This window comes from Streptomyces sp. NPDC050448 (assembly GCF_040655295.1).
Classification (GTDB): Bacteria; Actinomycetota; Actinomycetes; order Streptomycetales; family Streptomycetaceae; genus Streptomyces.
In genome coordinates this window covers 47520-64865 of sequence record NZ_JBFAJR010000040.1, presented here as the reverse complement: position 1 = coordinate 64865, position 17346 = coordinate 47520, and the positions used below count along the sequence as shown (strand labels likewise).

Here is a 17346-nt window from a genome sequence, read left to right as displayed (position 1 = left end):
CCACCCGGAGGGGCGGGGCCACGCCGTTCAGCGGGCCAGATAGCCGCCGTCCACCGGCAGGACCACGCCCGTCACGAACGAGGCCGCGTCGGAGGCCAGGAAGGCGATGACCCGGGCCACTTCCTCCGGCTCGCCGAGCCGGCCCATCGGATGGGCCGCGGAGACCTCCGCCAGGTACTCCGGGCCGCCCGGTTCGTCCTTCAGTGCGAGCACCCGCTCCGTACGGATGGTGCCGGGGGCCACCGCGTTGACCCGGATCCCGTGCGCCGCCCACTCCACCGCCAGGTGCTTGGTCAGCCCCGACGCCACGAACTTCGCCGGCCCGTACGCCGCCTGCCGGGCCTGCCCGGCCACCCCCGAGACCGAGGACACGCAGACCAGCGCCCCGCCGGGGTCCGGCTGCGCCAGCATCGCCTCGATGGCGTACTTGCAGGTCAGGAACATCCCCCGGCCGTCGATCGCCATGACCCGGTCCCAGTCGTCCGGGCCGGTCTCCCGTACATCCGAAAGAGGGATCACTCCGGCGTTCGCCACGGCGACGTCGAGCCGTCCGTACGCCCCGAGCGCGGCCTCGACCATCGTGCGGTTGGCCTCCGGATCGGCGACGTCACCGGCCACGGCCGTGATGCCGTACCCCTCGGCGGCCAGTTCCGTACGCAGTTCCAGGACACCGGGGCCATTGATGTCGGCCGCGGTCACGAAGGCGCCGGAGCGGGCCAGCAGCCGGGCGGTGGCCCGGCCGATCCCGCTCGCCGCGCCCGTGACCAGACAGGATTTCTCGTTCACGCGGGCGAGCGTAGGGAAAACGCGACGTCCGCGGGCCCGGCGCCGGGGGCGCAGACCGGCCAAGTGCCGACGGTGGGAGATGTTGTCTTGTCACACGACTGACGCATCCTCACCGATGTGGCTAACATCACGCCAACCCGGCGATGCTGCCTGGGGTTCCCGCCCGTGCCCGCAGGGCCACGGGGGAGTTACGGAGGTGCGACGTGCTGCCAGTTCGGGGTGGGGACGGCCGGAAGCTGACGGTCTGGGGCATCCGTACCACCTGGAGCACCGTGGGCGACGGGGAGTTCTTCTGCCCCGACTGCGGTGGCGACCGCAACTACCGCAGGCGCACCGGACGCCGCCGGTTCACCGTCCTCGGCGTCCCGCTGCTGCCGCGCGGACAGGCCGGGCCCGTCATCGAGTGCCAGGGCTGCCGGGAGCGCTTCGAGACCGAGGTCCTCGACCACCTGACCACCACCCGCTTCTCGGCGATGCTGCGCGACGCCGTGCACACCGTGACGCTGGCCGTCCTCGCGGCGGGCGGGACCGCCGCGCGCGGCGCGCTCGAGGCCGCCGTGTCGGCCGTACGGTCGGCGGGGTTCCAGGACTGCACGGAGGAGCAGCTGGAGTCCCTGGTGGAGGCGCTCGCCACCGACGAGGGCCGGCTCGGGCTGTACGACGGCCCCGAGTGCTGCGGCGCCGCGCTCGCGATCGAGCTCCACGAGGCCCTGGAACCGCTGGCTCCGCACCTGGCCGGGCCCGGGCGTGAATCGATCCTGCTGCAGGGCGCCCGGATCGCCCTCGCGGACGGCCCGTACACCCCGGCCGAGCGCGAGGTGCTCGCCACGGTGGGCGCCGCACTGCGCATCGCCTCCGACGAGGTGGCCCGCCTGCTGTCGGCCGTACGGGCGCCGTAGCCCCCGTCGGGCCGGGTGCGCCGCGAATCCCGGATCGGGGGCCCCGCGGGCCACTGCGCCGCGTGCAGTATCGATTCGGCCAACAGTGCGGCGGCTTCGCCGATCGCGCCGCAGGCGGGCGCCTCCATGCCGGGGCGCGCGAACCGCTCCCGGGAGCCGGTCCCAACGGCGTCCACGGCGGCCGCCGCCATCGTGGCGTTGGCGGTCGCGTTCGGCTGATCCGCAGCGGTTCCCACTGCACCACCTGCTCGCAAAACGGACCGAAACGGCCTCGATCGAGGTAACGATCCGGCCTCGTGCGACCGAATTCGCGCCCCGCGCACCCCCGTGCGAAGGGGGGATCGGCGCGCTCCGGACTCGGTCGATCCACCCATTGGACACCCGGAGCGGAACCCTCGAGTTTGCGCCACCGCATGCCATAAAGCTCGTATGGGCAGGTCACGGGCCATGGCTTCGCCGTCGTGCAGCAGGGGCGGGCAGGCCCGGGGGCTTTCGGCCATACGCCCTTGCGGAGGCATCCGCCACTGGAGAAACCTACAGATCCCACACCTCTTGACGTCAACACTTTGTGGAAGTCGACGATATCTGTGAGCACCCCCACAGGCGTTCAATTCCGGTCACACGACGAGACGCCGCCGGTAACACAGCGGGGCTTCGATTCACGTGAACGCACTGACAACCCTGGCGGACCAACGCATGGGGGCACCTCCCAGCGGTAGCTGGGGGAGACCCACTCCGCCCAGGGATAACCAGATTCCTCTCGATTACCTACCTCTTGAAGGGCAAGGCAGAGATGGCACGTGTCGCCGCCCGGTTCTCCGTCAGCGGAGAGCCCAGCACGCACCCGGTCGACGAGGTGCTCCCCCTACCCAGGCTCGCGCTGTACGGCTTCCAGCACGTACTCGCGTTCTACGCCGGTGCGGTGATCGTCCCGATCATCGTGGGCGGTGCCCTCGGCCTGACCACCGAGCAGCTGGTCTACCTGATCAACGCCGACCTGTTCACCTGCGGTATCGCCTCGATCATCCAGGCGTGGGGCATCGGCCGGATCGGTGCGCGCCTGCCCCTGATCCAGGGCGTCACCTTCACCGCGGTCTCCCCGATGATCGCCATCGGGCTCGGAGCCGGCGGCGGGACGGCGGGCCTGCTCGTCATCTACGGCGCGGTCATCACGGCCGGTATCGCCACCTTCGCCTTCGCCTGGCTGCCGCCCAAGGCCTTCCGTACGGTCATGAGGCTCTTCCCGCCGGTCGTCACCGGATCGGTGATCACGGTCCTCGGCATCGTGCTGATCCCCGTCGGCCTGAACGACGCCGCGGGCGGCCTCGGCAGCCCCGACTTCGGAGACCCGAAGAACTTCGCCTACGCCGGCGGCACGATGCTCTTCATCCTCGTCCTGATGAAGCTCGGCAAGCCCTTCCTCTCCAGCATCTCCATCCTGCTCGGCCTGATCGGCGGCACCGCCGCCGCCTTCCTGCTCGGGGACGCCAAGTTCGGCGACGTGAGCAAGTCGGACTGGATCGGCGTCACCACCCCGTTCCACTACGGAGCCCCGAAGTTCGAGTGGTTCCCGATCGTCCTGATGCTCATCGTCATGCTGATCACCATGGTCGAGACGACCGGTGACACCTACGCCGTCGGCGACATCGTCGGCAAGGACATCGACAGCGAGACCGTGGCCCGCGCCCTGCGTGCCGACGGCGCCGCGACCGCCCTCGGCGGAGTGCTCAACTCCTTCCCCTACGTGGCGTTCGCCGAGAACGTCGGCCTGGTCCGGATGACCAAGGTCAAGAGCCGGTTCGTCGTGGTCGCCGCGGGCGCCATCATGATCGTCCTCGGGCTGATCCCGAAGGCCGCCGCGATCGTCGCCGCCGTTCCGCACGGAGTGCTCGGTGGCGCCGCGACGGTGATGTTCGCCATGGTGGCCCTGGCCGGTATCCAGACCCTGGCCAAGGTCGACCTCAAGGAGGAGAAGAACGCGCTGGTCGTGGGTGTCTCCCTGGCCTTCGCGCTGCTCCCGGCCACCGTCCCGGTGTTCTTCAAGGAGCACATGAACGCGGACCTCTCCTCGCTCCTCAACAGCGGTGTGACGCTCGGTGCCACGGCCGCGATCGTGCTCAACCTCATCTTCAACGGCCTGGGCAGGGAGGACGCGCACTCCGCGCCCCAGGTCGAGCTGCCCGCCCAGGCCGCGGCGCCGGCCGAGGCCGACGCCGGGGCCGAGCCGGCGGCCGGGGCCACGGCCGCGGCGCCCGAGGCGTCTGCGGCGAAGACGGCGGGCGCCGCCGAGACGGTGGCCGAGGCCACCGTCGGCGCCGCCGTGACGGCAGTCGCCGCCGGAGCCGCGAAGGCAGACGCGGACGAGGAGGCCGCGCCCGCCTCCTGACCCTCCCACGGGGTGATGGCCCTCCGTCCGGAGCCGTGTCCGGGCGGAGGGCCATTGCCGTGCCCGCACAGGCGACAATGGGCCCATGAGTCTGTTCCGCGACGACGGCATCGTGCTGCGCACCCAGAAGCTGGGTGAGGCGGACCGCATCATCACGCTGCTGACCCGCGGCCACGGCCGGGTGCGGGCCGTCGCCCGCGGAGTGCGGCGGACGAAGTCCAAGTTCGGCGCCGGGCTGGAACCTTTCTCCCACGCCGACGTGCAGTTCTTCGCCCGGGGCAGCGAGCTGATCGGCCGCAGCCTCCCGCTCTGCACCCAGACCGAGATCATCGCCCCGTACGGCAACGGCATCGTCACCGACTACGCCCGCTACACCGCCGGCACCGCGATGCTGGAGACCGCCGAGCGGTTCACCGAGAACGAGGGCGAGCCCGCCGTACAGCAGTACCTGCTGCTGATCGGCGCCCTGCGCACGCTCTCGCGCGGGGAGCACGAGCCGAACCTCATCCTCGACGCGTTCCTGCTGCGCTCGCTCGCCGTCAACGGCTACGCGCCCAGCTTCACGGACTGCGCGAAGTGCGGGATCCACGGCCCCAACCGGCACTTCTCCGTCGCCGCGGGCGGGGTCGTCTGCGGGGACTGCCGGGTGGCCGGCAGCGTCGTACCCTCGTCGGAGGCCATCGCCCTGCTCAGCGCGCTGCTGACGGGCGACTGGGGGCATGCGGACGCCTGCGAGGCGCGGTACGTGCGGGAGGGCAGCGGGCTCGTCTCCGCCTATTTGCACTGGCATCTGGAGCGCGGGCTACGCTCCCTGCGATACGTCGAGAAATAGGAGCTGGGCACATGGCACGACGCGGGATTCTGGGACGCTCTCGCCGCGAGTACAAGGTTCCCGAGCCGCACCCGTCCGGTGCGCGCCCGCCGAAGATCCCCGGCGAGCTCGTCCCGAACCACGTTGCGGTGGTCATGGACGGCAACGGCCGCTGGGCCAAGGAGCGCGGCCTGCCGCGCACCGAGGGCCACAAGGTCGGCGAGGGCGTCGTGCTCGACGTGCTCAAGGGCTGCCTGGAGATGGGCGTCAAGAACCTCTCCCTGTACGCCTTCTCGACGGAGAACTGGAAGCGCTCGCCCGACGAGGTCCGCTTCCTGATGAACTTCAACCGCGACGTCATCCGGCGCCGCCGCGACGAGATGAACGAGCTGGGCATCCGGATCCGCTGGGTCGGCCGCATGCCGAAGATGTGGAAGTCGGTCGTCCAGGAGCTCCAGGTCGCCCAGGAGCAGACCGTCGACAACGACGCGATGACCCTGTACTTCTGCGTGAACTACGGCGGCCGCGCGGAGATCGCGGACGCGGCGCAGGCGATCGCGCGGGACGTGGCCGCGGGCAGGCTGGACCCGTCGAAGGTCAACGAGAAGACCTTCGCGAAGTACATGTACTACCCGGACATGCCCGACGTGGACCTCTTCCTGCGGCCGAGCGGCGAGCAGCGCACCTCCAACTACCTGCTCTGGCAGAGCGCGTACGCCGAGATGGTCTTCCAGGACGTGCTGTGGCCGGACTTCGACCGCCGCAACCTCTGGCAGGCGTGCCTGGAGTACGCCCAGCGCGACCGCCGCTTCGGCGGCGCCGTCCCGAACCAGGCCGAGTCCAGCGCCTGACCCCGGGGCGCGGCCGACCTCGCGCGAAAGACCGTCGCGGGGAACGCGCCGCGACCATAGGGTCCGCTGTCATGGACATGAGCGGGGAACAGGTGCCGGTACGGCTCGTCTACCGGATCACCACGGCGGACATCGCGCAGGCGCTCCGGGCGCGTGACGCCCGGGTGCCCGCAGGGCGCCGCAGGCGGATGCTGACGACCGGCTTCGGGGTGTTGCTGCTGGGCTTCGGGGGGCTGGCGTCGATGGGCGAGGGGTCCCCCGCCAAGCCGCTGCTCATCGCCGGGGCCGGGGTCCTGATGCTCGTACTCACGCTCTTCGGCCCGCAGCTCACGGCGCGGGCCTTCGCGGGGCTGCTGGCCAAGGCCGGGGAGACCACGGCGGTGGTGGACGCCGCCGGGCTGCAGGTGAGCACCGCCGACACGCAGACGCGCATCAACTGGGCCGCTCAGCCGCTGTACACGGAGACGGCCGACACCTTCGTCACGCTCAGCGTCGCCAAGCGGGCGGTGGCGATGACGATCCTGCCCAAGCGCGGGGCCGGGGACCCGGCGGACGTCGACCGCCTCCGGGCCGTCCTCGACCGCAACCTGCAGAGGCTCTAGGCGGAGGCGGCGGCCGCGCAGTCGGCGCAGGTGCCGAAGATCTCCACGGTGTGGGCGACGTTCACGTAGCCGTGTTCGGCCGCGATGGACTCCGCCCACTTCTCCACCGCCGGGCCCTCCACCTCGACCGCCTTGCCGCACTTGCGGCAGACCAGGTGATGGTGGTGGTCCCCGGTGGAGCAGCGCCGGTATACCGACTCGCCGTCGCTGGTGCGCAGCACGTCGACCTCGCCGGCGTCGGCGAGCGACTGGAGGGTGCGGTACACGGTGGTCAGGCCCACGGAGTCACCGCGGTGCTTGAGCATGTCGTGCAGCTCCTGGGCGCTGCGGAACTCGTCCACCTCGTCCAGCGCCGCCGCGACGGCTGCCCGCTGCCGGGTGGATCGTCCTCGTACTGGCGCGGTATTCATCTCGCCAGGCGCAGTCGCCACCGGTTCCTCCTCGTATCGGCCTCGGCCCATTGTGCCAGGCGGCCGTCCCTCCTAGACCTTCACATCATCGCGCGTGCAGACCTCTTCGGCGGCGCGGGCCGCATGTGCCCGGCGCCGGGCCAGCGGCGTGGACAGTGCGGTCATCACCATGAAGACGCCGATGGCGAGCAGCACGATGGTGCCGCCGGAGGGGGCGTCGATGTAGTACGTCGCGACCGTGCCGGAGAGCGAGACCAGCACGCCGATCACCATGGCCACCGACAGGGTGGCGGTGAAGCCGCGGGTGACGCGCTGCGCCGCCGCGACCGGGATCACCATCATGGCGCTGACCAGCAGCAGGCCGACGATCCGCATGGCGACGGTCACGGTGACGGCGGCGGTGACCGCGATCAGCAGGTTCAGGAAGCGCACCGGCAGGCCGGTGACCCGGGCGAACTCCTCGTCCTGGCAGACGGCGAACAGCTGGCGGCGCAGGCCGAGGGTGACGGCGATCACGAAGGCCGCGAGGATCACGACCGCGGTGACGTCCTCGGCGGAGACCGTGGTGATCGAGCCGAAGAGGTAGCTGGTCAGATTGGCCGTCGAGCCGCCCGGAGCCAGGTTGATGATCATCACACCGCCGGCCAGGCCGCCGTAGAACAGCATGGCGAGCGCGATGTCGCCGCTGGTCTTGCCGCGGGAGCGGATCAGCTCCATGCCGACCGCGCCGATGACGGCGACCAGGGTCGCCGTCCACACCGGGCTCGCGTTGAGCAGGAAGCCGAGTGCGACACCGGTCATGGCCACGTGCCCGATGCCGTCGCCCATGACGGCCTGGCGGCGCTGCACGAGGTACGTGCCGATGGCGGGGGCGGTGACGCCGACCAGGACGGCCGCGAGCAGGGCCCGCTGCATGAAGGCGTAGGTGAGGAGGTCCATCAGCTCAGCAGTCCCGTCCGCAGGGGCTCGGCGTCGTGCGCCGCGTGGGGGTGTACGTGGTCGTGGCCGGGCAGGGCGTGCTGGCCCACGGCCTCCGGAGGCGTTCCGTCGTGGACGACGCAGCCGTCGCGCAGGACGACGGCGCGGTCGATCAGCGGCTCCAGCGGGCCCAGCTCGTGCAGGACGAGCAGGACGGTCGAGCCGGCGGCGACCTGCTCGCGCAGGGCGTTCGCGAGGACCTCCTGGTTGGCGAGGTCCACGCCGGCCATCGGCTCGTCCATGATCAGCAGGTCGGGCTCCACGGCGAGCGCCCGCGCGATGAGCACGCGCTGGTGCTGGCCGCCGGAGAGCGCGTTGACGGAGGCGTCGGCGTACTGACCCATGTCGACGAGGGCCAGGGCCCGCTCGACGGCCGCCTTGTCGGCCTTGCGGAGGATGCCGAAGCGGGAGCGGGCCAGCCGGCCGGAGGAGACGACCTCGCGGACGGTGGCCGGGACGCCGCTGGCGGCGGTGGTGCGCTGCGGGACGTACCCGATGCGCGACCAGGCGCGGAAGCGGCTGAAGTCCGTGCCGAACAGTGCCAGGGCGCCGTCCGACAGCGGGACCTGGCCGACGACGGCGCGCACGGCCGTGGACTTGCCGGAGCCGTTGGCGCCGAGCAGGGCGACGACCTCGCCGCGCCGGACGGTGAGGTCGACCCCGCGCAGCACGGGGCGGGAGCCGAGCGAGGCGGTGGCCCCGCGCAGGGATATGACGGGCTGGTCCGCTGCCTCCGCGGGCTGGGATTCCATGGCACGCGCCTCCGTTACTGCCATTACTTGCTACCGAGCGCCTTCTGCAGGTTCTTCAGGTTGGACCGCATGACCTCGAGGTAGTCAGCGCCCTGGGACTTGTCGGTGATTCCCTCGAGCGGGTCGAGGACGTCGGTCTTCAGGCCCGTGTCGGCGGCGAGCGACCTGGCCGTCTTGTCGCTGGCCAGCGTCTCGAAGAACACGGTCGAGACATTGTCCTTCTTCGCGACGGCCTGGAGTTCCTTCATCCGGGCCGGGCTCGGCTCGGACTCGGGGTCGACGCCGGAGATGCCCTCCTGGTCGAGGCCGTAGCGCTCGGCGAGGTAGCCGAAGGCGGAGTGCGTGGTGATGAAGGTCTTGGACGCGGTGTCCTTCAGGCCGTCCTTGAACTCCGTGTCCAGCGCGGTCAGCTTGCCGACCAGCTCGCCGGTGTTGTTGCGGTAGTCCGCCGCGTGCTCGGGGTCGGCCTTCTCCAGGGCCGCGCCGACGCCCTTGGCGACCTCGGCGTACTTCACCGGGTCGAGCCAGATGTGCGGGTCCTTGCCGGCTTCGCCCTCGGCGTGGCCCTCGCCCTCGGCGTGGCCCTCCTCGCCCTCGTGGGCGTGGTCGTGGCCGGAGGAGCCGTGCACCTCGAGCTTGGTGAGGGTGGCGGCGTCGACGACGTGCTTCACGCCGGACTGGGCGACGGCCTTGTCGACGGCGGGCTGGAGGCCCTTGAGGTAGAGGACCACATCGGATTCGCCCAGCTGCCCGGTCTGCTTCGGGGTGATCTCCAGGTCGTGCGGTTCGACGCCCGGCTTGGTCAGGGTGTCGGCCTTCACGTGGTCCTTGCCGATCTGTTCGGCGAGGAACTGCATCGGATAGAACGACGACATGACGGCGAGCTTGCCGTCCTTGCCGCCCCCGGCGGCCGAGGCTCCGGAGCAGGCGGTGAGGGCCGTGGCGCCGAGGGCGACGGCTCCGGCGAGAGCGGCTGCGGGTATGAGTCGTCGTACGTTCATGACATCCATTTTCATCAAATATGGAAACGGTTGTCAAAAAGCCTGGTCGGGAGCCCGGCCGGCGGGCCGTGGAGGGGAACCGATTTGAAAGGGGGGGTGCGGGCGCCGGTAACCTGAGGCATTCGCCGTTCGTCCTCGTAATGAAGAGAGCACCGTGGCCGCCGACAAGATCGACACCATCGTCAGCCTGAGCAAGCGCCGTGGCTTCGTTTTCCCGTGCAGTGAGATCTACGGCGGCTCCAGGGCTGCCTGGGATTACGGCCCGCTCGGTGTCGAGCTCAAGGAGAACATCAAGCGCCAGTGGTGGAAGGCGATGGTCACCGGGCGTGAGGACATCGTCGGTATCGACTCGTCCGTGATCCTGGCGCCCGAGGTCTGGGTGGCCTCCGGCCACGTCGCGACCTTCTCGGACCCGCTGACCGAGTGCACCTCCTGCCACAAGCGCCACCGCGCGGACCACCTCGAGGAGGCGTACGAGGCCAAGCACGGCCGTCTGCCCGAGAACGGTCTTGCCGACGTCAACTGCCCCAACTGCGGTGTGAAGGGCCAGTTCACCGAGCCCAAGCAGTTCTCCGGCATGCTGGAGACCCACCTCGGCCCGACCCAGGACACCGGCTCGAAGGCGTACCTGCGCCCCGAGACCGCCCAGGGCATCTTCACCAACTTCGCCCAGGTGCAGACCACCTCGCGCAAGAAGCCCCCGTTCGGCATCGCGCAGATGGGCAAGTCCTTCCGCAACGAGATCACTCCGGGCAACTTCATCTTCCGCACGCGTGAGTTCGAGCAGATGGAGATGGAGTTCTTCGTCAAGCCGGGCGAGGACGAGCAGTGGCAGGAGTACTGGATGCAGGAGCGGTGGAACTGGTACCGCGACCTCGGCATCCGCGAGGAGAACATCCGCTGGTACGACCACCCGAAGGAGAAGCTGTCCCACTACTCGAAGCGCACCGCCGACATCGAGTACCGCTTCAACTTCGGCGGCAACGAGTTCTCCGAGCTCGAGGGTGTGGCCAACCGCACCGACTTCGACCTCAAGGCCCACTCCGCCGCCTCGGGCCAGGACCTCACCTTCTTCGACCAGGAAGCCGGTGAGCGCTACACCCCGTACGTCATCGAGCCGGCGGCCGGTGTCAACCGCGCCATGCTCGCCTTCATGCTCGACGCGTTCAACGAGGACGAGGCCCCGAACGCCAAGGGCGTCATGGAGAAGCGCACCGTGATGCGTTTCGACCCGCGCCTGGCCCCGATCAAGGTCGCCGTCCTGCCGCTGTCCCGCAACCAGCAGCTGTCGCCGAAGGCCAAGGGCCTCGCCGCCGACCTGCGCAAGAACTGGAACATCGAGTTCGACGACGCGGGCGCCATCGGCCGCCGCTACCGCCGCCAGGACGAGATCGGTACGCCGTTCTGCGTCACGGTCGACTTCGACACCCTGGACGACAACGCGGTGACCGTGCGCGAGCGCGACACCATGAAGCAGGAGCGCGTCTCCCTGGACCAGATCCAGAGCTACCTCGGCAGCCGTCTGCTGGGCTGCTAGTTCCCGCCTGAGAGACCGGTGGCCCGGTGCGCGGATCGCGCACCGGGCCACCGGTCTTTCCCGTACCGGGCCGTCCGGGCGGTCAGGCCGCGGACCCCCCGGCCTGCGCGGCCGCGGCGGCGGTCGCGGCGGCCCGCTTCTCGCCCTCCGCCTTGGTGCGCTTGACGAAGCGGACCGTCCACAGGGCCAGGCCGCCGAGCGCCCCGTAGATCATGAACGGGCTGAGGGTCACCATGGTGGAGGTGTCCAGGACGTACGACAGGGCGATCCGGACCGCCGCCTCGATGAGGTAGACCACGCCCCAGACCAGGGTCATGCGGCGCTGGGCGTTGCGGAAACCCTCGAACCGCCACAGGTCGTTGTAGTACGCCACGCCCGCCGGGGTGCCGTCCGTGCCGAACTTCCGGCCGAAGTAGAACATCAGCGGACGCGGCGCGAGCAGTGTGACCAGGCACAGGAGCCCGAACAGGCCCGTGACGACGGAGTCCTTGACCAGCAGGGCCTGGGTGGACTGGGCGCCCACGAGGGAGACCACGGCGGTGATCACCAGGAACACCAGGGTGACGATGGCGAACTCGTCGAGCTTGCGCCGCCAGGCCACCATGATGGCGCTGTCGAGCACCGGCCAGGCGCCACTGGCCAGCAGCGCCGAGGCCTCGCTCCAGCCGTGGTCGTCGACGAGGGTGTTGTACGTGACGATCGGTGCGACCACGTTGAGCGCGATGGTCAGGATCAAGCCGATCGCGGCGGCGCCGCCGGAGCGGGCCGGAGGTCCGGGCTGCACTGCCTGAGTTTCTTGAGCGGACAAGGTTCCCCCTGGGACGTGCCTGATGAAGTGCGGTAGGGGGACCGTATGGAATTGACGAGGCACGGACAAGCTAGCCACGCCCAAAATGATCATCAAGCCGTCCGGAGTGTCTGGTTCCGGACGTTTGCCGATCCGGTCAGGCGCGCAGGCCCCGGATCAGGAGGGCGGTGACGGCCTCGAACTCCGTGATGATCGTGGGCGAGAGCCAGTCGGCCGCGTACTGCGGATCGTGGAAACGGCCGGTGGCGTCGAACACGGCCCGGGCGGCGGCCGGCACATCGGGCGCACTGAGCGACCCGGCCTCGACGCCTTCGGAGATGATCCGCCCCAACTGGTCGATCAGCTGGCCCAGGTGGTGATCCACCACACCGCTGTTCTCGGCGAGCAGCACCGTGTACGTCGCGAACAGCTCGGGGTCGTCACCCGCCTTGTGGCGCTTGGCCTCGAAGAGTGCCTCCAGCCACGCCTCCAGCTTGGAGGGTGCGGTCCCGGTGGGGGCCGAGGCGATCTCCTCCAGGCGGGCGACGCTCTTGGCGAGCCAGCGGTCCGTGACGGCCTCGCGCAGCGCCGCCTTCGACGGGAAGTGCCGGTACACGCTGCCGTGGCTGACGCCCAGGGCGCGGGCCACGTCCACCACGGTCGCCTTGGTGGGGCCGTAGCGGCGCAGCACGTCCTCGGTGGTCTCGAGGATGCGCTCGGGTGTCAGGGGCTCGGCAGCAGCGGGGGGCATGAGTACGACCGTACCGCCCGCTCAGTGCTCGCTGTCGAGGTGGGCCATCTGTGCGGCCGGGTACCGATCGCCGGCCGCGGCGCCCGCCGGGACCGCCTCCTCGATGGCCGCCAGGTCCGCAGGGGTCAGCTCCACGTCCATGGCACCCAGTGCCTCGGACAGCCGGTCCCGACGGCGGGCGCCCACCAGCGGCACGATGTCCTCGCCGCGCGAGATCACCCAGGCGATGGCGGTCTGGGCGACGCTGACCCCCTTGTCCTCCGCGACCTTGCGCAGGGCGTCGACCAGGTCGAGGTTGCGCTGCAGGTTCTCGCCCTGGAACCGGGGGCTCATCCCCCGGAAGTCGCCCGGCGCCAGCTCCTGGTCGCGGCTGAAGTGCCCGCTGATCAGGCCGCGGCTCAGCACCCCGTACGCCGTGACGCCGATGCCCAGCTCGCGGGCGGTCGGCAGGATCTCCTCCTCGATGCCGCGGGAGATGAGCGAGTACTCGATCTGGAGGTCCGCGATCGGGGCCACGGCCGCGGCCCGGCGCAGGGTGTCCGCGCCGACCTCGGAGAGGCCGATGTGCCGTACGTGCCCGGCCTCGACGGCCTCGGCGATCGCGCCGACGGTCTCCTCGATCGGGACGGCAGGGTCGACGCGGGCGATCCGGTAGATGTCGATGTGGTCCCGGCCCAGGCGCTGGAGCGAGTAGGCCAGGAAGTTCTTGACTGCCTCGGGGCGGCCGTCGTAGCCGGTGAACCCGCCCTCGACCGTCCGCAGGGCGCCGAACTTCACGCTGGTCAGCGCCTGCTCGCGGGCCGCGGCGGGCGCGGTGCGCAGGGCTTCGCCGATGAGCATTTCGTTGTGCCCCATGCCGTAGAAGTCGCCGGTGTCGAGCAGCGTGACGCCGGCGTCCAGGGCGGCGTGGATCGTCGCGATCGACTCCGTGCGGTCGGCTTCCCCGTAGAGGGCGGACATGCCCATGCAGCCCAGCCCCAGCGGGAAGACGGAGGGTCCGGTCGAGCCGAGGGTGCGGGCGCGGTGGCCGGCAGTCGCCTGGGTGCTTTCGTTCGCCTGGGTGTTCTCGTTCGTCGTCATGGAACAAGAATGGCATGACGGGTGACAGATTTCAATATCTGTCACCCGTCAGAGTGGCTATGCCGCCATGCGCAGCGCCAGCGCCGCCGCCGCCACCAGGGCGAGGACGGCCGCCGGGGCCAGCTCGAAGTCCCTGACGCGCAGGTGGGTGATGACCGCGCCGATGAAGTAGAGCGTCACGCCGACCGCGGCGGCCACGCCCAGTGGAGTCACCCACAGGCCTGCGACCAGGCCGATCGCGCCGGCCGCCTTCAGGGTGGCCAGCCGTGGCAGCCAGGCGTCCGGGACCTGGACCTTCCGCATGCTCGCCACGATCGCCTCGTTGCGCTGGAGCGTGAACGCGGCGGACGCGGCCAGGACGAGTGCGAGCAGGCCGGCGACGACGGCGTACGCAATGAACATGATGAGCTCCAACGGTCGAGGGTGCCAGATCATTGAATAGCATCAACGATTGAAGCTCTGCAACCATTCCCCGGTTGTTACGATGTCCGATATGACGGCAGCTCAGGAATCCCCGCACCCACCGCAGCGGCTGGGCCTGCTGCTGGCCTGGCACGGCTCGATCACCGAGACCCGGATGAAGAAGGCGCTCAGCGCGGCCGGGCTCACCCCGCGGCACACGATGACGCTGATGCACCTGGAGGGCGGCCCCATCAGCCAGCGGGCACTGACCGAGCGGCTGGAGGTGGACCCGAGCGTGCTGGTCGGCATCCTGAACGACCTGGAGGGCGAGGGCCTGGCCGTCCGCCGCCGGGATCCGGCCGACCGCCGCCGCCACAACGTGGCCATCACCGAGGCCGGATCGGCCGCCCTCACCAAGACGAACGCGGCGCTCGACGAGGTCGAACGCGCGATGTTCGCCGCGCTCTCGCGGCAGGACCAGGAAGCCCTGCGCGGCCTGCTGGCCCGGATCGACTCGAACTCCGACGACTTCAACTGCGGCGAGTAGCCGGGCCACCCCCGACCCCGCACCGCGCACCGCCCCCCCTGCGGCGGCTCGGTCGTCAGCCGCGCGGCGGGGCTCCGGCCCGCGAGGGCGCTTCGGCCGACCGCTCCAGCCTGCGGGCGGTCCGTGCCGCCGTCTGCAGGGCCCACCGGCCACTGGTCGCGGCGCCCACGAGGAGCGCGAGCAGCCCCCAGCCCGTGATGATCCACCAGGCCGGCCGGGTCGCCTCGGCGAAATCGGCGCCGCCCGCCGTTCCGGCCGCCAGGACGGAGCCGATCACGGCCACGCCCAGCGTGCCGCCGGTCTGCCTGCTGGTGGAGGCGACCGCGGCCGCGACCCCCGCCTGGGCCCGGGGCATCCCGGAGACCGCCGTGTTGGTGATGGGCGCGTTCACCATGCCGAAGCCCAGCCCGAACAGCACGTACGCGGTGAACAGCAGTGGCGTCGAGGTCTCGGCCGAGAAGGCGGCGAACAGCAGCCCGCTCGCCGCCATCGCGGAGCCCGCGATCAGCAGCGACGGCCGCGGCCCCCGACTGCCCACGAGCCGCCCCGACAGCGGTGCGCAGAGGAAGGTCAGCACGGCCATCGGCAGCATGTAGAGCCCGGCGTCGAGTGCGTCGAGCCCCCGTACGTCCTGCAGGTACAGGGTGTTCAGGAACAGGAACCCGGACAGCGCGGCGAAGGAGCTGACCGCGATCACCGTCGCACCGCTGAAGGGAGCGCTCCGGAAGAACCGCGGGTCGATCAGCGGCTCGGCCCGCCGCGGCTCGTAGAACAGCAGCCCCGTCAGCGAGGCCACGGCCAGGGCCGCGCAGCCGAGGATGACCGGCGAGCTCCAGCCGGCGGTCGGCGCCTCGATGATCCCGTACGTCACGGAGCTCAGCAGGGCCATGATCAGCAGCTGGCCCACCGGGTCCGGGCGGCGCGGGCGCGCGGCCCGGGACTCGGGGACGAACCGCAGGGTCAGTGCCAGGGCCAGCAGCCCGACCGGGAGGTTGATCCAGAAGATGGAGCGCCAGCCGACCGAGTCCACCAGCAGCCCGCCGATCAGCGGGCCCGCGGCCATGGAGATGCCGACCACAGCGCCCCAGGCGCCGATGGCGCGGGCCCGCTCACGCGGATCCGTGAAGGTGTTGGTGATGATCGACATCGCGACCGGGTTGAGCATCGAGCCGCCCACGGCCTGCAGCATCCGGAAGGCGATCAGCCACTCCAGGGTCGGTGCCAGCGAGCAGAGCAGCGAGCCCGCCGCGAAGAGGACGAGGCCCGCGGTGAAGACCTTGCGACGCCCGATCCGGTCCGCAGTGGAGCCTGCCAGCATCAGCAGCGAGGCCAGGACCAGCGTGTACGCGTCGATCGTCCACTGCATTCCGGCGACCGAGGCGTGCAGTTCGCGGCGCATCGAGGGCAGGGCGACGTTGAGGACGGTCACGTCGAGGCTGACGATGAGCAGGCTCATGCAGCAGATCGCCAGGACCAGCAGCCTCCGACGGCGGCTCAACTCGGGCACGCTTCCGATAGTACGCCTAACTAAAGAAATGCGTGGCGTGTTTCGCCTGGGCGACAATGGGGGGATGACCACGCTCCCTCCGCCGCTCGCGATCGGCCCGCACACCGTGCAGCCCCCTGTGGTGCTCGCCCCCATGGCCGGCATCACCAATGCCCCGTTCCGGACCCTCTGCCGCGAGTTCAGCGGCGGCAAGGGGCTGTTCGTGAGCGAGATGATCACGACCCGCGCCCTGGTCGAGCGCAACGAGAAGACCATGCAGCTGATCCACTTCGACGAGACCGAGAAGCCCCGCTCGATCCAGCTGTACGGAGTCGACCCGGCGACGGTCGGCAAGGCGGTCCGCATGATCGTCGAAGAGGACCGCGCCGACCACATCGACCTCAACTTCGGCTGCCCGGTCCCCAAGGTGACCCGCAAGGGCGGCGGCTCCGCCCTCCCGTACAAGCGGAACCTGCTGCGCGCCATCCTGCGCGAGGCCGTCGCGGGCGCCGGCGACCTGCCGGTCACCATGAAGATGCGCAAGGGCATCAACGACGACCACCTCACCTACCTGGACGCCGGCCGGATCGCCGTCGAGGAGGGCGTCACCGCCATCGCCCTGCACGGGCGCACCACCGCCCAGCACTACGGCGGCACCGCCGACTGGGACGCCATCGCGCGGCTCAAGGAGCACGTGCCGGAGATCCCGGTGCTCGGCAACGGCGACATCTGGTGCGCGCAGGACGCACTGCGCATGGTCCGCGAGACCGGCTGCGACGGAGTGGTCGTGGGGCGCGGCTGCCTGGGCCGCCCGTGGCTGTTCAACGACCTGGTGGCAGCCTTCGAGGGGCGTCCGGAGGACTTCCACAAGCCCACGCTGCGCGAGGTCGCGGGCACCATGCACCGGCACGCCGAACTGCTGGGGGAGTGGATCGGCGACGAGGCGCGCGGGGTGATCGACTTCCGTAAGCACGTGGCCTGGTACCTCAAGGGCTTCTCGGTGGGTTCCGAGATGCGGAAGAAGCTGGCGATCACCTCGTCGCTGGCCGAGCTGGATGCTCATCTGAGCGAGCTCGACCTGGACCAGTCGTGGCCCGACAGCGCGGACGGTCCGCGCGGCCGGACGTCCGGAAACAACCGGGTTGTCCTCCCGGATGGCTGGCTGAAGGATCCGTACGACTGCGCCGGCGTGAGCGAGGACGCCGAACTGGACACGTCCGGGGGCTGAGAAACAGCTGACAAAGTATGCCGTCGGCAGCGTGACATACGCCACGCATGGG

18 protein-coding genes are annotated in these 17346 nt (G+C 70.5%); 8 read left to right on the top strand and 10 right to left on the bottom strand.

What is annotated here, in order from left to right:
- Window positions 1-27: 27 nt before the first annotated feature.
- Window positions 28-786 carry an SDR family NAD(P)-dependent oxidoreductase gene (locus AB0I68_RS32785; protein ID WP_363181024.1) on the bottom strand — a complete coding sequence of 253 codons (759 nt, stop codon included), beginning with the start codon at window positions 784-786 and terminating at the stop codon, window positions 28-30.
- Between the two features lie 203 nt (window positions 787-989).
- Here AB0I68_RS32785 and AB0I68_RS32780 point away from each other — a divergent pair, with 203 nt between their 5' ends.
- The 5 genes from AB0I68_RS32780 to AB0I68_RS32760 all read left to right on the top strand — a co-directional run bounded on the left by AB0I68_RS32780 (window position 990) and on the right by AB0I68_RS32760 (window position 6335).
- Window positions 990-1685: a TerB family tellurite resistance protein gene (locus tag AB0I68_RS32780; RefSeq protein ID WP_363181023.1), complete on the top strand. Its 696-nt coding sequence runs from the start codon at window positions 990-992 to the stop codon at window positions 1683-1685.
- A 793-nt stretch (window positions 1686-2478) separates the two neighbouring features.
- Complete coding sequence (locus AB0I68_RS32775; protein ID WP_363181022.1) at window positions 2479-4071, top strand: nucleobase:cation symporter-2 family protein; 1593 nt, start codon at window positions 2479-2481, stop codon at window positions 4069-4071.
- A gap of 85 nt (window positions 4072-4156) precedes the next feature.
- A complete protein-coding gene (gene recO, locus AB0I68_RS32770; RefSeq protein ID WP_030162779.1) occupies window positions 4157-4903 on the top strand; it encodes a DNA repair protein RecO in 747 nt (248 codons plus the stop codon).
- Between the two features lie 11 nt (window positions 4904-4914).
- Window positions 4915-5733 (top strand): isoprenyl transferase, encoded by an 819-nt coding sequence (locus AB0I68_RS32765; protein ID WP_363181019.1) that lies wholly within the window; start codon window positions 4915-4917, stop codon window positions 5731-5733.
- 71 nt (window positions 5734-5804) lie between these two features.
- On the top strand, window positions 5805-6335 hold the full coding sequence (locus AB0I68_RS32760; protein ID WP_363181018.1) for a hypothetical protein: 531 nt from the start codon (window positions 5805-5807) through the stop codon (window positions 6333-6335).
- Here the strand turns inward: AB0I68_RS32760 and AB0I68_RS32755 are convergent.
- Genes AB0I68_RS32755 through AB0I68_RS32740 form a run of 4 tightly spaced genes read right to left on the bottom strand, consistent with a single transcriptional unit; the run spans window position 6332 to window position 9476 of the window.
- Complete coding sequence (locus AB0I68_RS32755; RefSeq protein ID WP_099892502.1) at window positions 6332-6766, bottom strand: transcriptional repressor; 435 nt, start codon at window positions 6764-6766, stop codon at window positions 6332-6334. The two genes, AB0I68_RS32760 and AB0I68_RS32755, sit on opposite strands and share 4 nt — an antisense overlap.
- A 51-nt stretch (window positions 6767-6817) precedes the next feature.
- Window positions 6818-7684, bottom strand: a complete 867-nt coding sequence (locus tag AB0I68_RS32750) for a metal ABC transporter permease (RefSeq protein ID WP_363181016.1) — start codon at window positions 7682-7684, stop codon at window positions 6818-6820.
- Complete coding sequence (locus AB0I68_RS32745) at window positions 7684-8475, bottom strand: metal ABC transporter ATP-binding protein (RefSeq protein ID WP_363181015.1); 792 nt, start codon at window positions 8473-8475, stop codon at window positions 7684-7686. The genes AB0I68_RS32750 and AB0I68_RS32745 overlap by 1 nt, the downstream gene beginning before the upstream one ends.
- A 23-nt stretch (window positions 8476-8498) precedes the next feature.
- Window positions 8499-9476, bottom strand: a complete 978-nt coding sequence (locus AB0I68_RS32740) for a metal ABC transporter substrate-binding protein (RefSeq protein ID WP_363181014.1) — start codon at window positions 9474-9476, stop codon at window positions 8499-8501.
- Window positions 9477-9630: 154 nt separating this feature from the next.
- Between AB0I68_RS32740 and AB0I68_RS32735 the strand changes: the two genes are divergently transcribed.
- Window positions 9631-11013, top strand: a complete 1383-nt coding sequence (locus AB0I68_RS32735; protein WP_363181013.1) for a glycine--tRNA ligase — start codon at window positions 9631-9633, stop codon at window positions 11011-11013.
- Window positions 11014-11095: 82 nt separating this feature from the next.
- Here AB0I68_RS32735 and AB0I68_RS32730 read toward each other — a convergent pair whose 3' ends face one another.
- From AB0I68_RS32730 to AB0I68_RS32715, 4 genes are all read right to left on the bottom strand, one after another.
- A complete protein-coding gene (locus AB0I68_RS32730; protein WP_363181012.1) occupies window positions 11096-11797 on the bottom strand; it encodes a VC0807 family protein in 702 nt (233 codons plus the stop codon).
- Between the two features lie 160 nt (window positions 11798-11957).
- Window positions 11958-12551, bottom strand: a complete 594-nt coding sequence (locus tag AB0I68_RS32725; protein WP_363181011.1) for a TetR family transcriptional regulator — start codon at window positions 12549-12551, stop codon at window positions 11958-11960.
- A gap of 21 nt (window positions 12552-12572) precedes the next feature.
- Window positions 12573-13631 (bottom strand): aldo/keto reductase, encoded by a 1059-nt coding sequence (locus tag AB0I68_RS32720; protein ID WP_363181010.1) that lies wholly within the window; start codon window positions 13629-13631, stop codon window positions 12573-12575.
- Window positions 13632-13688: 57 nt separating this feature from the next.
- Complete coding sequence (locus tag AB0I68_RS32715; protein WP_363181009.1) at window positions 13689-14033, bottom strand: DoxX family protein; 345 nt, start codon at window positions 14031-14033, stop codon at window positions 13689-13691.
- Between the two features lie 91 nt (window positions 14034-14124).
- Between AB0I68_RS32715 and AB0I68_RS32710 the strand changes: the two genes are divergently transcribed.
- Window positions 14125-14580, top strand: a complete 456-nt coding sequence (locus AB0I68_RS32710; RefSeq protein WP_363181008.1) for a MarR family winged helix-turn-helix transcriptional regulator — start codon at window positions 14125-14127, stop codon at window positions 14578-14580.
- A 55-nt stretch (window positions 14581-14635) separates the two neighbouring features.
- Here AB0I68_RS32710 and AB0I68_RS32705 read toward each other — a convergent pair whose 3' ends face one another.
- On the bottom strand, window positions 14636-16087 hold the full coding sequence (locus tag AB0I68_RS32705) for an MFS transporter (RefSeq protein WP_363181007.1): 1452 nt from the start codon (window positions 16085-16087) through the stop codon (window positions 14636-14638).
- Between the two features lie 64 nt (window positions 16088-16151).
- On the opposite strand from AB0I68_RS32705, the gene dusB reads away from it, so the two are divergent.
- Window positions 16152-17294, top strand: coding sequence for a tRNA dihydrouridine synthase DusB (gene dusB, locus AB0I68_RS32700; protein WP_363181006.1), 1143 nt, complete (start codon window positions 16152-16154; stop codon window positions 17292-17294).
- Window positions 17295-17346: the final 52 nt, after the last annotated feature.

Bases quoted from the DNA above. Each gene is read 5' to 3' on its own strand.
- dusB (WP_363181006.1), top strand. From the start codon at position 16,152: ATGACCACGCTCCCTCCGCCGCTCGCGATCGGCCCGCACACCGTGCAG.
- AB0I68_RS32775 (WP_363181022.1), top strand. From the start codon at position 2,479: ATGGCACGTGTCGCCGCCCGGTTCTCCGTCAGCGGAGAGCCCAGCACG.
- AB0I68_RS32720 (WP_363181010.1), bottom strand. From the start codon at position 13,631: ATGACGACGAACGAGAACACCCAGGCGAACGAAAGCACCCAGGCGACT.
- recO (WP_030162779.1), top strand. From the start codon at position 4,157: ATGAGTCTGTTCCGCGACGACGGCATCGTGCTGCGCACCCAGAAGCTG.
- AB0I68_RS32750 (WP_363181016.1), bottom strand. From the start codon at position 7,684: ATGGACCTCCTCACCTACGCCTTCATGCAGCGGGCCCTGCTCGCGGCC.
- AB0I68_RS32765 (WP_363181019.1), top strand. From the start codon at position 4,915: ATGGCACGACGCGGGATTCTGGGACGCTCTCGCCGCGAGTACAAGGTT.
- AB0I68_RS32745 (WP_363181015.1), bottom strand. From the start codon at position 8,475: ATGGAATCCCAGCCCGCGGAGGCAGCGGACCAGCCCGTCATATCCCTG.
- AB0I68_RS32740 (WP_363181014.1), bottom strand. From the start codon at position 9,476: ATGAACGTACGACGACTCATACCCGCAGCCGCTCTCGCCGGAGCCGTC.
- AB0I68_RS32760 (WP_363181018.1), top strand. From the start codon at position 5,805: ATGGACATGAGCGGGGAACAGGTGCCGGTACGGCTCGTCTACCGGATC.
- AB0I68_RS32715 (WP_363181009.1), bottom strand. From the start codon at position 14,033: ATGTTCATTGCGTACGCCGTCGTCGCCGGCCTGCTCGCACTCGTCCTG.
- AB0I68_RS32710 (WP_363181008.1), top strand. From the start codon at position 14,125: ATGACGGCAGCTCAGGAATCCCCGCACCCACCGCAGCGGCTGGGCCTG.
- AB0I68_RS32725 (WP_363181011.1), bottom strand. From the start codon at position 12,551: ATGCCCCCCGCTGCTGCCGAGCCCCTGACACCCGAGCGCATCCTCGAG.